We start from the raw sequence: 11,967 nt of genomic DNA, 5'->3' as shown, positions 1-11,967 counted from the left end.
GCTGACTATCTAACTATATGAAATGTCAGCGCATGACGAGGATCGGCTCCTTGACCGACGCATGTGCCTCGGACGGTGCCCGGTAATACCACTTCCCACCCGAGACGGCGAAGTCGGTCACGGCCACGTAGTCGATCGCCGTGCTGTGCTTCTCTGCGTCGATGTTCACCAGGGCGAAGCCGTTGTGCCAGCGCTCCCCTTCGCAATAGGAGGCCGAGCGCACGTGGCCTGCGCCGAGCTGGTGCCATTCATAGGGGCCGTAGATCGGGCTGAACTCGCTCCACACCTGGTGCCGGTGATGGTGACCGTTGACACCCGGCAGCCCCATGTTGCGCGCGTGCGGGAAGTGGTGGCAGAGGAACGTGTCGAAGTAGACCTTGTAGTTGTTGGCCAGCTCCTTCTCGAAGTCCCGCTTCGTCCACGCCGCCAGGTCGGCCTTGGCGATGTAGTTGATTTCGAACTGCTCCAGGCCCAGCAGCTTGCCCACGGTGAAGCCGTGCAGGTCGGACAGGACTGCTCGCAGCGCAGGCGTTGCGTCAGCCAGCTGGCGCAGCAGGCGGGCCTCGTGGTTGCCCTCGATGAAGTCGATCTGAGCTTCGGGGCATGCCTCGCGCAGCGGCCGCAGGATGTGCTCGTGGGCGAAGCGGATGCGGCCCACCACGTCCCACTCGCGCGGATCGACGCCGTATTTGCCGAATTCAGGCAGGTCGAAAATGTCACCCACCAGCGCGATCACGTCCGGCTGGGCGCGGCGTGCCGTGTCGATCAGCACGCGCAGGTAGAACGGATCAATCTCAATGTCGTGGAGATCCGAGCACACCAGGATGGTCTTGAAACGATTGGGGTTCTCGCGCACGTAGCGGTCAGCCCAGTCCTGGCGCTCGATGTTCATGCGCCGGTAGTGGTCGACGCTTGCGTGCTTGGCGATGCTGCGCTCCAGGCCGTGCTGCTGGCGGGAGAGCTTGATGCCGCTCTGGCGCTTGAACTCTTCAAAGGTGCCGAAGAAGCGGTTCCAGGTCGATTCAGAGATGGCGCTGTGGTTGCGGAAGTAGTTGCGCGTGACCACCCGCTCTGGGTCGATCTCCGCGACGCGGCGCAGTTCTGCCACACACTCGTCCGGCCCCCAGTGCTCCATGAACTTCGAGGCATCCTCCGACATTGGATTGTCGTTGACGGGTGCCCGCATGATGACCTTCGGCGCCTTGGGGTCGTCACGCGAGAGCGTGCGCAGGAAGCCGGCCTTGTTGCGAACGGTCTTGACGCTGATGCCAAGCTCGTTTGCCACGTCATACATCGTCGGGAAGTTTGCCAGGTCGTTGTAGACGCTGATGAAGCGGCTCAGGTCGGCCTTCGTGTCCGTCATGGTTCGGGTGGTTGGTTGGGGGTAAACGAAAAAGCAGGCTTATTCAGCCTGCTCGTTGAGCTTTTTCTGCACCGCGTCGACCAATGCGTCATGCCGCGCTGCCAGCTCGTGATAGAGCCGCACTACCTCGAGGTCGTTGTCGACGAACTCGGCAACCGCAAGGTCGGCAGGGGCTTCGCTTTCTCCATCGCTGACTGCGGCGGCATCCACAGCGACCCCTTCGCGGGCGGCGTTGAGCAGGCGCACAGTGCCGACAGTGAAAGGCAGAGCAGCATCGCCCGCAGGCAGCGAGCACTGAATGGGTTCTTCATGGGTGTCTTTCCTCTTCACAGGTTTGGCCAGCTGCTTCGCGACGGCCTTCTGGACGACCGTGGCTGTCTTTGCGCCGGTCTCGATCTTCTGTTCGAGCGCGTGATTGGCGGCGCCCGAGTCGACCACCGCCTGTGCGCTCTCTTTCTTGTCCTCGCGCAGCTGCGTGGCCTCTTTGGCCTGCTCGAACTCGCCCTTGGTGTAGTAGCCGGCCAGGCCACCAATCAGCAGACCGGCCACGAGCGCCAGAATCAGGTTCTTCATCGGCTGTCCTTGTTGTCGAGGAACAGATACCGCTGGCGGCGCACGTGCAGGATGTTGCGCACGTAGCCGCGATTGATATCGAAGAAGCTCTGGCCGTAACCCTGCACGGCGGTGCGTGCGCGGAAGCTGTGCTGCTCGACGTGGCCAAACCACCGACTCGCGTCACAGCCAGGCGTGTAGCGGCAGACCTGACGGTCCTTGTTCACGCCGCCCAGCCCGCCGTTGTAGGCGCTGAACATGAACGCGAGACGGTCCATCTCGGTCGCCGCCGGCCCTACGGCCTGGTAAAGGTTGCGGTCGTAGATCACCAGGGCACGCAGCTGCATGGTGGGGTCGAAGCGCTGCTCCCACTTCCAGCCAGCCAGCGACTTGTCCCAGGTCTTTGCCGCCTCGAAATTGTTGAACTTCGGCGTCACCGTGAGCTGGCCAAGACCGAAGCCGTATTCGCGGCTCGTCTTCAGCTCCGCTCGCGGGTTCCAGCACTTCGCCGAGGCCAGGCTGACGCACGTCTCCTGCTCGACCTGAGCGGCCAGCGTCGAAGGCGCAGGCATCGCCGGCCAGAAAGCCAGCACCTGCGCCGTCAGCAGCGGCAGATAGACGTTGGCCAGGTTGGGCAGCATCAGCCGCGCACCCACCAGATCATGCCGGCCACCAGCACCGACATGAACAGGGACACGGCCAGCACCACAACGGCGGAAGCCATCGGGTCACGGCGTGCGGAAACAATGAGGTCGCCCAGCTCGACGTAGTGCATCACCACCTGGCGCAGCCAGTGGGCGACGCCCACGATGACCAGCATGGCGCTGATGGAATACAGCAGGGTCTTGAACACCGGCATGTCGGTGGCCAGCATGTAGCTGGCGGGACCGAGCAGCAGGAGCAGACGGAAGTCGAAGAACGACTTGAACCACAGGCGGAGCATTTGCATAGTCAGTCCTGATTAGATGCCGAATGCGTGCTTGGCGTAGCCGGCGATCATGGCGAGCACCCCTGCCCCGCCGACCACCCACAGGATGCGAACGGTCTTGGTGATGCCGTCCAGGGTTGCGATGTATTTGATCTGGGTCTTGTCCAGCTCCGACACCTTGTTTTCGGAGTCACGCTGGCGACTTTCGATCTTGTCCAGGCGGGCCGCCGTGGACAGGTGACGCTCTTCAAGGACCGCCAAGCGAGTAATCGCCTCGGCGATCTTTGCCATCGACGCGCGCATTTCCCGCACGTCACTTCGGACTTCATCCATCTGCTGCTCGAGAGCGGCGCGATTGGTCATGATGATGGTGCCTTCGGGTTCCATGTCCTTATCCTTCGTCGCTCTCTCGCAAAGGGCCAGAGGCGCATTCTATGGGGAAACTTCGCCTAATTCAAGTCAGCACTGACTATATCTAGAAGAAAACGGCCATCATGCGGTAGGCAGCGAACGCGACGGTGGCCTTGGTCTTTTGCCACGTCAGCCGTGCGCCACTCACACCCAGGGTTGCCGCCGTCTTGCCAGCGCGGAAAACCGAGCGGAATGCGGCGCGTGCGCCGCGCAGGCGCACTACCGCGTTCGGTGTCGGAGCGATGGAGACGGGAGTCAGCCGTTGCTGACCCCCACGCAGGACGATGCCCACTTAGATCGCCTTCAGCTTCACGTAGAGGTTCACGTTCGCCGGCATGCCTGCGGTCGGACGGAAGCGGCGGCGGGTGCCGACTGCATCCGGGCCCAGACCTGCACTCCACGAAGCGCCATCCCAGTATTCGAAGGTGCCGCTGGCGCTGCCGGTGCTCTGTTGCGAGAGCACGTTGGTGTCCGTGTCTTCCCGGAAGAAGTCAATCTGGAGGTTCGGCACGCCACCCAGCACAGCGGTCTGCGCAAAGCCGATGATGTTGTTCGTGGTGTCCGAATCGTTCAGGCTCCATTCCATGCCGGTGGGCAGGTAGTCGCCAGAATCGTAGGTCACGCACAGGCCCGTGATGCGAGCCGGCACGCAGGTGAAGCCGACCGTGCGGAACTCGAAGGCGAACTGGATCTGAGCCGCACCCGCAAAGCCGCCCAGGTTCAGGCTCGAGTCCAACAGCGTCCAGCCACCACTGTTGTCAGCGATGCCCGACGTGCGCGCATAGACGCGGTAAGGCTCGGCAGACACACCGTATTGCGGGCTCCCCACGAGGCCCACGTCGCGCACATAGAGTCGGTCGTATTTCAGGGCGTTGGGCGTGCTGATCGCGGGCGTAATCAGTCGATGACCGGTCGTCGGGGCGAACAGCCAGTCGGCGCCCATCGGAAAGGCGTAGACCTGGTTGTTGCTGATGTATTGCGAGGTCCGCACCATGTAGCACATGCCCGCCTCCACCCAGCAGGTCCAGCTGGAGCTTTGGTCGGCCATCGTGAGAGGCACGCCGCTGTCGGCCGCGTTCTGGTCGAGGAACTGCGTGTTGGAGCCCCACACCATATCGAACGCGCCACCGTCGGTTCGATACTGGGTCAGGTATTTCCGATAGCCGGCGTTGGTCAGCACGACCAGGCGGTCCAGCGTCTCGGTGACCTCGATCGCGTCCAGCGAGGTCGACGTGGCGTAAGTGTTGGCGCTACCAGGCGGCACTTCGACCATCTGGTCCGACACCCACACGGCGTTGCCCTGAGTGATGTTTGACTCCAGCGCCCGATAGACGCTGGTGGTCGTGACGAAATACAGGCACTGCGCGCCCGCGCCAGGGCCGTGATTCAGGACAGCGATGCGCCCGTTGTTGTTCTGCTTGAGCGTGCCGGCAAGGGTCTGCGTGCCCGTGACGATAACGTCCGTGCCAGCAGTCAACGTCGCCTTCCCCGAGGTCAGCGTCAGAGCGGCGCGCATGTTGTATTTGTAGACCTTGCCTGCATTCAGCACATAGCAGTAATGGGTCTGCCAGTTGTCTCGTGCCTTGACTGCGCAGCCGGCGGCAGCGGTGTTCGTCACCGTCGCAGCGTCGGCCAGCCAGTAGACTGCGCGTGCGTTGTCCACAGTCGTGGCGGCGGCGATGGTCGTGCCGTTGAACAGGAACAGCTCAGGACGGACGCCCTTGACGATGAACAGACCGCCATTGGTTGCCGTCGCGTTGGTGGTTGTGATGGCGAAGCGCAGCTCTTCGATCACGTAGGGCGTGCCAGCTGGCAGTGTCGGCGCGGCGCCAGTCAGGGTCAGGCTGCCGTCGTTCGCAATCGAGGCGATTTCATACCAGGTAGTGATTGCGTTGGGATCAGTCGAGCCAAAGCCGATGCGGGCGCCGGTGGCCACGCGCTCTGTCAGGAAGCCGGTGCCCGTGCCCGTGACGCCGGTGCCGGACACTGCGACGGTGCCAGCCGTGTGAAGGTCTCGCTGCACACGGAAGCCGCGCACGGTGTGAGCGGTCGTGGCCGGGAAGGTGGCCGTGATGTAGCCTTTCCAGCTGAACTGACCACTCGCGCGGCTGAATTCATAAAGCACGATCCGACGAGTGGCCGCAGCGGCGCCGCCTTCGACGAGGAACACCCAGTCGATCGTCGAGGAAATCTGGATCGCGTGCGGGAAGATCGTCGAGATGCTCACCGACTGCTCCATCGGACGCGCCACGGCAATCGGCGTCGGGCCGACGAAGTTGTCTTCGGGATTCGGGCCGGAGTTCTGGCGAAACAGCGACGTGCCCGATACCTTGGCGGGGTCGTAGTCCGTCGAGAAGGCCGCCGACAGGTCGTTTTCTACTGCGAGACGCATGGGGTTCCTTAATATCCGCGCGTGTAGGCGATCAGGTCAAACTTGCCGGCGGCGGTGTTGTAGACCAGGCCGATGTAGTCGACCTTGCCGGCGGCGGTAGAGAGCGTGACGCCCGGAATGTCTGAGCCGAAGCGGACGGTCGCGTCGAACGCGATGGAATGCCCGCCCGTCGTGTCCTGCACCAGGCGAAGCAGGCACTTTTTGCGCGTGCCTGTCATCGAGATGGTGCAGTCCCCCGCCAGGGTGAGCACGGCAATGTCCCCTTGCGACCAGTCGATGTTGACCGAGGACGCATAGGGGACCGTGAACTCCTTGAGCGCGTCCAGCGCATCGTCAGCCTGAAGCTGCTCGATGCCGCCAGACGAGTTCAGGACGAGGGGCTTCTTAGTGGCCATACCGCCCTTCCGTTACGCCAGCAGAATCGGCGGCTGGCTTTGGAAGTTGACCGCCGTGCCACTCACAGCAAAGCCGATGCGCTGCACAACCTGGCCGGCTGCCGTCGGCGCCGTGTTCGTGCCCTTGCCTGCCGTGACCGAGAGGAACACCGGGCCGGCGACCTGACCAGAGACGTTGCTGTTGGTGCCTTCGAAGTAGACCGTGGCAGCAGCGCCCGAGGCGTAGGCAGCTGTCACATAGCCGTGCGCTTCCTTGCCAACGGCAGAGGCGTCAGCCTTGCGGACCTTGGCCGTGCCCGCGTTGTCCCAGATGTTCACGTAGTCGCCGGCAGACAGGGCTTCCGACGCCACGATGACGGCCGTGTCAGCGCCAAGGCCGTTTGGCAGCACCGTTGCGTCCAGTCGCCCACTCGCGTCCAGCTTAACCAGGCGGTTCGGCGCCGAGGTCACGGTCGCGCCCGTCACGGTGTCGTGCAGCGTGCCGTCCGTCCCCAGGGCGACGATCTTGCCGGCATCCGTTGCGCCCGAAGAAATGTCGACCGAGGCTTCTTCTTGCAGTTGGCCGCCACTGTTGCGGATGTATTTCTTGCCAGCCATCAATTACTCCTGAGTCAGAAAAATGGGGAAATGCGGTGCGAGGAAGATGCGAGTTGGCGCGAGCGCCACGCCGACCACCAGGGAGAAGACGGCCTCGGGTGCCGTGGGCGGCTCCTGAGTCATGCGTCCGTCCTTGCCGAGGTAGACGGGTTGATCCGGCGTCCAAGACCAGCTGGGCTCCTCGAATTCCCCGAAGGTCTGGACGGTGCCGGCCGCTCCAGCCTCAACCGCGCCGACCGTCATGCCGGCGAGCCGCAGCGCGTGAGCGGGGTTGTCGTTGCTGGCCAGTTCGAGCTGTCGGGACGTAGTGACCGCAGTCAGAACGTGGCCCGAAAGCGCGACAGAGGCCGGATAGGTGATCTGGATGGTGTTGCTGGGCGGACCGGGTGGCCCAGGCGGACCCGGAGGGCCTTGCTCGCCGACCGTGACCACCTCAAAGACGGTCCCATCGACGACAACGGTCTCCTTCTCTTCGACCTGGACGATCTGGACTTCCACGCTCATTGCGTCACTCCAGGGCTCGCGAATACCTTGCCTTCAAGCAGGCGCAGCTCCGTGCCGTCCGGCGCGATCAGCTTGAGGTCGTAGACCGCCTGAGTCCACGTGATTGCGCCGGTCGCGGTCGAATCCACCAGCAGGTCAATCGCACCGCTGGCGCCGCGCAGCGTGATGCGCCCGTTCTCCGTGGACAGATCCAATAGCACCTCGGCCGCGTTGGCGGCCGATCGAATCTGCATGCGGGCAGTGAAGCCGGCCAGGTTGATGGGCTTGCCGCGCGTGTCTCGATACTGGAGCCGCTTCTTGAACGTGGCTCGCTGCTCGATGGTGAAATTTTGCTTCGCGGCAGGCATTGGGCGTCCTTTGAAAGATGCCCAATACTAGCCGCTTTGCCCTTCTAATTCAAGTCAGCGCTGACTATTACTCGACAGCCAAACGAATGACCTTTTTGGCCGGCTTCGCCTTATAGGAGAGGTCGATCACCGGCACAGAGGTCACACCGTCCTTGCGGATGCGTTGGCCACGAATCTCTTGCAGCACCATGCCCTGCGTCACCGCGTAGAGCGCAGCCGCGAACAGTCCCAGGTTATAGGCGAACGAGTTGTCGCAGGACTTGGCGAACATGTCGCCCTCGAGGAACAAGCACGAGCCACCGCACAGGTGCAGAACCGGGCAGGTCGAGCATCCTTCCCGCTCGCTCCAGTGCCAGCCAGTCGTGAAGCGCACCTTGTCCAGAGCGTCAATGCTGCCCAGGCCGTGCTTGGTTTCTGCGGCCGTGTTCTGGCAGGTCAGCACGTTGCCCTTCAGATCCACCGACAAGCTGTCAGGCCGGTCGACGCCGCACTTCTGCCCAACGGCTCGCGAAGGCTTGCTCGATGCGATGGTGTTCGTAAAGCCGGTCAGCTTCTTGCGCACGATGGGAACCAGCACCGACTGGCCCAGCGCGGCTTCGCCAAACACGGTGTGAGTCACGCGGATCATGTCGTCATCGTTGGCGACAGACAGACTCGCACCGCCGTCGTCATACGCGCCCAAGAACTCTTCTGTCTGGATCGGCACCAGCATCGGGTCGACACCCAAGCGGGCGGCAACGAACTTGCGCACCGCGTCCAGCGACATGTTGTTGGTCGTGAGCACGCAGTTGAAGCTCATGCGGCCCTGCGGCGCAAGGCGGTCAAACAGCAGCTTCAGACCGGCGGCGGACTCTGGGTCGTCGAACGGGTCCGGCCCACGGTTGACCGCATGCGCAGGGCCGTCGTGGGAGATGCCGATTGCAAAGCCCATCCGGTCGAGCCAATCCACCTTCTCGGCGTCGATCAGGCTGCCGTTGCTGATCATGTTGAAGGTCGCAGCCGGCCAGCGCTCGCGCACAGCCTCGGCCAGCGGCTTGAGTGTCTTCCAGTAGACGAACGGCTCGCCGCCCCAGAACTCGAAGCGCACGCCCGTGCCGTCGCCGAGATCGAGCGCAGACTCCAGACGCGCCATGAAGTCAGGCACGTCTTTCGGGTTCCCGTGCTGCTCGTGCGGTTGGCTGGCCTGGTTGCAGTAGGTGCAGCTGAAGTTGCACTTCATGCCAAGCTGGATCTTCACCTGGCGAGCTTGAGCGACCTTCCCCGGCGCGTTGCTCGGAGACGTGCGATGCGCATCCGCCCACTGCTGCTCACGGTAGGCCAGGTTCAGGTGCTCCATCGACACCGGCGTGCCGTCAGCCCAGGTCAGCGAGGATGTGTGCGGGTTGTAGTTGAGGATGTGCTGCTGGCCGTCATGGGCCAGCATTACGAGAGCGAACATGCGCGTTCCTGTTGGTCGATGTGGCTCAAAATCTCGTGCTTGATCTTGGAGAGCCGACAGTCAACGTCGTGGGTGTTGGAGAGGTGGCAGCTGCCACGGCAGTAGGTGCGAATCGGGCACGTCATGCACTCTTCCGTGCGCACGAAGCGATTGGCCTGCTCGATGGCCCGCATCTCGTCCGGCGTAGTGAAGCGCATGGTGCGGAACACGTTGCCGGTCTTGAGACTGCTCTTGACGCTGTGATGGCAGATATAGCGGTCCCCGGTCAGCGTGACGGAGATGTGGTCGTCAGAGTAGCAGCGCGCCGGCACGGGGCCGACATGATCGGGGCGGAACTTCGCGCGCCATTCCTGGAGGTGTCCCTCCCAAACAGCGTGCGCGTAGCGGTCGCCAGCGGCGCGCAGGTCCGCCAGCGCCCAGAGGTGCCGCTCATGAACGTCCAGATCGGCGTGCGTCATCCAGAAGCGGCGGTCGGCGCCGTCGGTGGCGCGCACCCAATACATGACCGGCCAGAAGAAGCGGCCGTGGCGCTGCTCAAGGGCCGCAATCTCGTCAAACCAGCGCCAGGCGGTCAGCGTCTCGTGCGTGAACAGGTAGGCAAGCGACGAGCGTTGCAGCTTCGCCGCCATCTCCCAGTTCGGTTGGCCATACTCCTGATGCTGACTGAGAATCACCGTCGCGTCCCACTCATTCAGGGCGTCGACATGCTCCTGCTGGAGGAGCGTGCCGTTGGTCGCGAACTTGATGAACCGGATGGGCACGCCCTTGGCACGCAATCCTTCGTGGATGGCCTTGATCTGGTTCCAGTAGAGAATGGGTTCGCCACCCCAGTAGGCAATGTCCGTGATGCCCTTCTTCAGCATCAGCGGGGCGATGCGCTCGATGAAGGGCGCCGGATCGTATTTCTTCCGATCGGCGTCCTTTGCCTCGGGCGTCTGAAGGCAGTAGTCGCACTTCAGGTTGCAGGCATAGCCCAGGAAAATGTTGAGCATCAGGCGACCTTGACCACCACCTCGGCGATACCCGAGTAGTTGCGGAAACCCGCCTTTACCCGCACCTCGTCGCCCTTCGTCAGGTCGGTCATACGCAGCTTGAACTTCGCCACGCCGCCCTGCGTCTGGACGCGCTGCCAGTTCAAGTAGCCGCCGGTCGACTCCAGATAGACCTCAGCGTCGCCGCCGGCCTCGGGATTGCCGTCGCAGTCCGTCAGCGTCACCGTGAGGTCGTCTGCGCGGTCGGCGCGGATGGATTCCGGCGCATCGAGACGCAGCGACGGCAGGAACTTGCGCGCGCTGCCAGCCACAACGTCCTCGATCGTGGCCCGCTCGTCGAACGTCAGATTCGTGATCACGCCGAGCGGGCCGACACATACGGACTTGCAGCAGGCGGCGATGCTGTCGCTCTTGAACGGCACAAAGACCTGCATCACGGAGCGCTGGCCGCGCAACTTGGTCAAGCGGGGCGCATCCGCCTTGGACTTGTAGCTCTCGATGTGCCGGTTGACGGGCAGCTGCGGCACGCCGCGTGCATTCGCATAGAAGACCCAGGTGGCGTAGTCAACCCATTCGCCCGCACCAAGATCGTCCTTGGACAGACCGACCTCGCCTACGCACTCGAAGGTCAAGCCAGCCAGGTCGTCGCGCAGGTGCTCTCCCAGCACGACCTTGCCGCCAGCGCGCACGCTTGGATCGGCGCTCTTCACCAGAATGGCATTCACGCGGCTTTCATCCGCGTCCACCGGCAGGTGCTTCTCGGTCTCGTCACGCAGCGTCAGCATGCGCAGAGTCACGCCGCCCTCGCGCTCCAGCACGATGGGCAGCCAGCTTTCCGGCAGGCCGGGGTATTGTCGATTGTGTCGGTTGATCATGTCTTAGCCACAGGAGCACTGGCAGTTGCAGTTGCAGTTCGTGTCACGCTGGAACCAGATATCGTTGCCGCTCCACCAGGCGTTGTAGAGCGCACCGGGCTTCGGGCCTTTGTCGCCCCAGCTGCCATCGCCGACGTTTTGAATGCCAACGCCGTGCGTGTGGCCCAGACGGGCGAAGATTTGCGACAGATCCACGCCGTCGCCGGTCTGGAAGTTCGTCTGGCCGCCAGCCCACCCGTTCGAGCGGATGACGTTGTTCACCAGGAACGCCTTGCCGTTGTAGACGCGAACCCAGGTGGTGTCCTCCATGTAGATGCCGCCACCGAAGGATTCGCTATACCAGCCGGTCGTGCCTTGGCTGCGGAACCAGTTGTTCGCGTAGGTCGTGCTGGAAAGCACGGCAGGCACCGACAAGTTGCCCGTCATGGTGTCGCCCGTCTTGGCAACCTTCTGATTGGCGGTGTTGCTGGCCACCGTGTCGAGCTGCTGCTTTGTGACGGCATGCAGCGCGGACGTGCCGTCACCGGCCAGCGTCAGCGGGCCGGTCATGGTGTCGCCACCCTTGTTCAGCTTCGACGCTGGGTCGAAGTTGCCTGCGTGCCAGAGCGCGGCGCCGTTGGAGATGTTCCAGGCGCTGATGGGGTTGGCGCCGGCGCCGCAGGCGAACAGGGCTGGGCCGCTGGTCGAGGCAAGCTGAAGCAGCGCCCCGCCCTTGGTCGAATCGACGCGGTTCCAGTTTGTGCCGTCCCAGGAGACGTTGTAGGCCAGGAACACACCGCCTCGGCCGCCCATGATGCCGAACTGGAGCGACTCCATCAGCAGCGAGTCAGCCACGTTTTTCAGAGTGGCGCGGTTGTTCGTGAGCGACAGGACGCCAGCGAGCAGCGGGTTGTCCTTCCACACCGGCACCCGGTTCAGGTCGGCGATCAAGACCCAGTTGGGAGACAGGTCTTGCAGCTGATACAGCATGCCCTGATCGCTGCGGTAGCACAGCATCCCCACCAGCAGGTTCGTGATGGGGAACGACTCACCCGCGCTACAGGAGAGCGCGGTCTTGTCGTTGTCCAGGATTTCCGGCAAGGACTGTTGCAGCGTGTGCGAATCTGGAATGTCGAGATACTTCTGCGTCATGTCCTTGCTTTACTATAGTCAGTATTGACTGCCATTCTAGCA

Annotated in this window: 15 protein-coding genes; all 15 read right to left on the bottom strand. The window is 63.2% G+C overall.

Annotated features, from left to right (window positions below):
- Nucleotides 1-25: 25 nt before the first annotated feature.
- The 15 genes from N5B55_RS05280 to pilV all read right to left on the bottom strand — a co-directional run bounded on the left by N5B55_RS05280 (nt 26) and on the right by pilV (nt 11,925).
- On the bottom strand, nt 26-1,363 hold the full coding sequence (locus tag N5B55_RS05280; RefSeq protein ID WP_304539404.1) for a metallophosphoesterase: 1,338 nt from the start codon (nt 1,361-1,363) through the stop codon (nt 26-28).
- A gap of 39 nt (nt 1,364-1,402) precedes the next feature.
- The gene (locus N5B55_RS05275; protein ID WP_304539403.1) at nt 1,403-1,936 is read right to left on the bottom strand and encodes a hypothetical protein; all 534 of its coding nucleotides are present in this window, start codon (nt 1,934-1,936) and stop codon (nt 1,403-1,405) included.
- Nucleotides 1,933-2,556, bottom strand: coding sequence for a hypothetical protein (locus tag N5B55_RS05270; RefSeq protein ID WP_304539402.1), 624 nt, complete (start codon nt 2,554-2,556; stop codon nt 1,933-1,935). Before N5B55_RS05270 ends, N5B55_RS05275 begins: the two co-directional genes overlap by 4 nt.
- The gene (locus tag N5B55_RS05265; RefSeq protein WP_304539401.1) at nt 2,556-2,864 is read right to left on the bottom strand and encodes a hypothetical protein; all 309 of its coding nucleotides are present in this window, start codon (nt 2,862-2,864) and stop codon (nt 2,556-2,558) included. The genes N5B55_RS05270 and N5B55_RS05265 overlap by 1 nt, the downstream gene beginning before the upstream one ends.
- 12 nt (nt 2,865-2,876) lie before the next feature.
- Nucleotides 2,877-3,230 (bottom strand): hypothetical protein, encoded by a 354-nt coding sequence (locus tag N5B55_RS05260; protein WP_304539400.1) that lies wholly within the window; start codon nt 3,228-3,230, stop codon nt 2,877-2,879.
- 88 nt (nt 3,231-3,318) lie between these two features.
- Nucleotides 3,319-3,546, bottom strand: coding sequence for a hypothetical protein (locus N5B55_RS05255; RefSeq protein ID WP_304539399.1), 228 nt, complete (start codon nt 3,544-3,546; stop codon nt 3,319-3,321).
- The gene (locus N5B55_RS05250; RefSeq protein WP_304539398.1) at nt 3,547-5,646 is read right to left on the bottom strand and encodes a hypothetical protein; all 2,100 of its coding nucleotides are present in this window, start codon (nt 5,644-5,646) and stop codon (nt 3,547-3,549) included.
- An 8-nt stretch (nt 5,647-5,654) separates the two neighbouring features.
- On the bottom strand, nt 5,655-6,041 hold the full coding sequence (locus tag N5B55_RS05245; protein ID WP_304539397.1) for a hypothetical protein: 387 nt from the start codon (nt 6,039-6,041) through the stop codon (nt 5,655-5,657).
- A 12-nt stretch (nt 6,042-6,053) separates the two neighbouring features.
- Nucleotides 6,054-6,638, bottom strand: a complete 585-nt coding sequence (locus N5B55_RS05240; protein WP_304539396.1) for a hypothetical protein — start codon at nt 6,636-6,638, stop codon at nt 6,054-6,056.
- A gap of 3 nt (nt 6,639-6,641) precedes the next feature.
- Nucleotides 6,642-7,142 carry a capsid cement protein gene (locus N5B55_RS05235; RefSeq protein ID WP_304539395.1) on the bottom strand — a complete coding sequence of 167 codons (501 nt, stop codon included), beginning with the start codon at nt 7,140-7,142 and terminating at the stop codon, nt 6,642-6,644.
- Complete coding sequence (locus tag N5B55_RS05230) at nt 7,139-7,489, bottom strand: hypothetical protein (protein ID WP_304539394.1); 351 nt, start codon at nt 7,487-7,489, stop codon at nt 7,139-7,141. The genes N5B55_RS05235 and N5B55_RS05230 overlap by 4 nt, the downstream gene beginning before the upstream one ends.
- Before the next feature lie 67 nt (nt 7,490-7,556).
- On the bottom strand, nt 7,557-8,927 hold the full coding sequence (locus N5B55_RS05225) for a radical SAM/SPASM domain-containing protein (RefSeq protein ID WP_304539393.1): 1,371 nt from the start codon (nt 8,925-8,927) through the stop codon (nt 7,557-7,559).
- Nucleotides 8,912-9,919, bottom strand: coding sequence for a radical SAM/SPASM domain-containing protein (locus N5B55_RS05220; protein ID WP_304539392.1), 1,008 nt, complete (start codon nt 9,917-9,919; stop codon nt 8,912-8,914). The genes N5B55_RS05225 and N5B55_RS05220 overlap by 16 nt, the downstream gene beginning before the upstream one ends.
- The gene (locus tag N5B55_RS05215; protein WP_304539391.1) at nt 9,919-10,794 is read right to left on the bottom strand and encodes a hypothetical protein; all 876 of its coding nucleotides are present in this window, start codon (nt 10,792-10,794) and stop codon (nt 9,919-9,921) included. Before N5B55_RS05215 ends, N5B55_RS05220 begins: the two co-directional genes overlap by 1 nt.
- A gap of 3 nt (nt 10,795-10,797) precedes the next feature.
- A complete protein-coding gene (pilV, locus tag N5B55_RS05210; RefSeq protein ID WP_304539390.1) occupies nt 10,798-11,925 on the bottom strand; it encodes a shufflon system plasmid conjugative transfer pilus tip adhesin PilV in 1,128 nt (375 codons plus the stop codon).
- Nucleotides 11,926-11,967: the final 42 nt, after the last annotated feature.

Source organism: Ralstonia pickettii, assembly GCF_030582395.1.
GTDB classification, from domain to species: Bacteria; Pseudomonadota; Gammaproteobacteria; order Burkholderiales; family Burkholderiaceae; genus Ralstonia; species Ralstonia pickettii_D.
The sequence above is the reverse complement of the archived record's forward strand: the minus strand, read 5'-3'. Positions and strand labels throughout refer to the sequence as shown.

Excerpts from the sequence above, each read along its gene's own strand:
- N5B55_RS05230 (WP_304539394.1), bottom strand. The coding sequence starts at position 7,489 with ATGCCTGCCGCGAAGCAAAATTTCACCATCGAGCAGCGAGCCACGTTC.
- N5B55_RS05220 (WP_304539392.1), bottom strand. The coding sequence starts at position 9,919 with ATGCTCAACATTTTCCTGGGCTATGCCTGCAACCTGAAGTGCGACTAC.
- N5B55_RS05225 (WP_304539393.1), bottom strand. The coding sequence starts at position 8,927 with ATGTTCGCTCTCGTAATGCTGGCCCATGACGGCCAGCAGCACATCCTC.
- N5B55_RS05265 (WP_304539401.1), bottom strand. The coding sequence starts at position 2,864 with ATGCAAATGCTCCGCCTGTGGTTCAAGTCGTTCTTCGACTTCCGTCTG.
- N5B55_RS05215 (WP_304539391.1), bottom strand. The coding sequence starts at position 10,794 with ATGATCAACCGACACAATCGACAATACCCCGGCCTGCCGGAAAGCTGG.
- N5B55_RS05235 (WP_304539395.1), bottom strand. The coding sequence starts at position 7,142 with ATGAGCGTGGAAGTCCAGATCGTCCAGGTCGAAGAGAAGGAGACCGTT.
- N5B55_RS05270 (WP_304539402.1), bottom strand. The coding sequence starts at position 2,556 with ATGCTGCCCAACCTGGCCAACGTCTATCTGCCGCTGCTGACGGCGCAG.
- N5B55_RS05250 (WP_304539398.1), bottom strand. The coding sequence starts at position 5,646 with ATGCGTCTCGCAGTAGAAAACGACCTGTCGGCGGCCTTCTCGACGGAC.
- N5B55_RS05275 (WP_304539403.1), bottom strand. The coding sequence starts at position 1,936 with ATGAAGAACCTGATTCTGGCGCTCGTGGCCGGTCTGCTGATTGGTGGC.
- N5B55_RS05245 (WP_304539397.1), bottom strand. The coding sequence starts at position 6,041 with ATGGCCACTAAGAAGCCCCTCGTCCTGAACTCGTCTGGCGGCATCGAG.
- pilV (WP_304539390.1), bottom strand. The coding sequence starts at position 11,925 with ATGACGCAGAAGTATCTCGACATTCCAGATTCGCACACGCTGCAACAG.
- N5B55_RS05280 (WP_304539404.1), bottom strand. The coding sequence starts at position 1,363 with ATGACGGACACGAAGGCCGACCTGAGCCGCTTCATCAGCGTCTACAAC.
- N5B55_RS05260 (WP_304539400.1), bottom strand. The coding sequence starts at position 3,230 with ATGGAACCCGAAGGCACCATCATCATGACCAATCGCGCCGCTCTCGAG.
- N5B55_RS05240 (WP_304539396.1), bottom strand. The coding sequence starts at position 6,638 with ATGGCTGGCAAGAAATACATCCGCAACAGTGGCGGCCAACTGCAAGAA.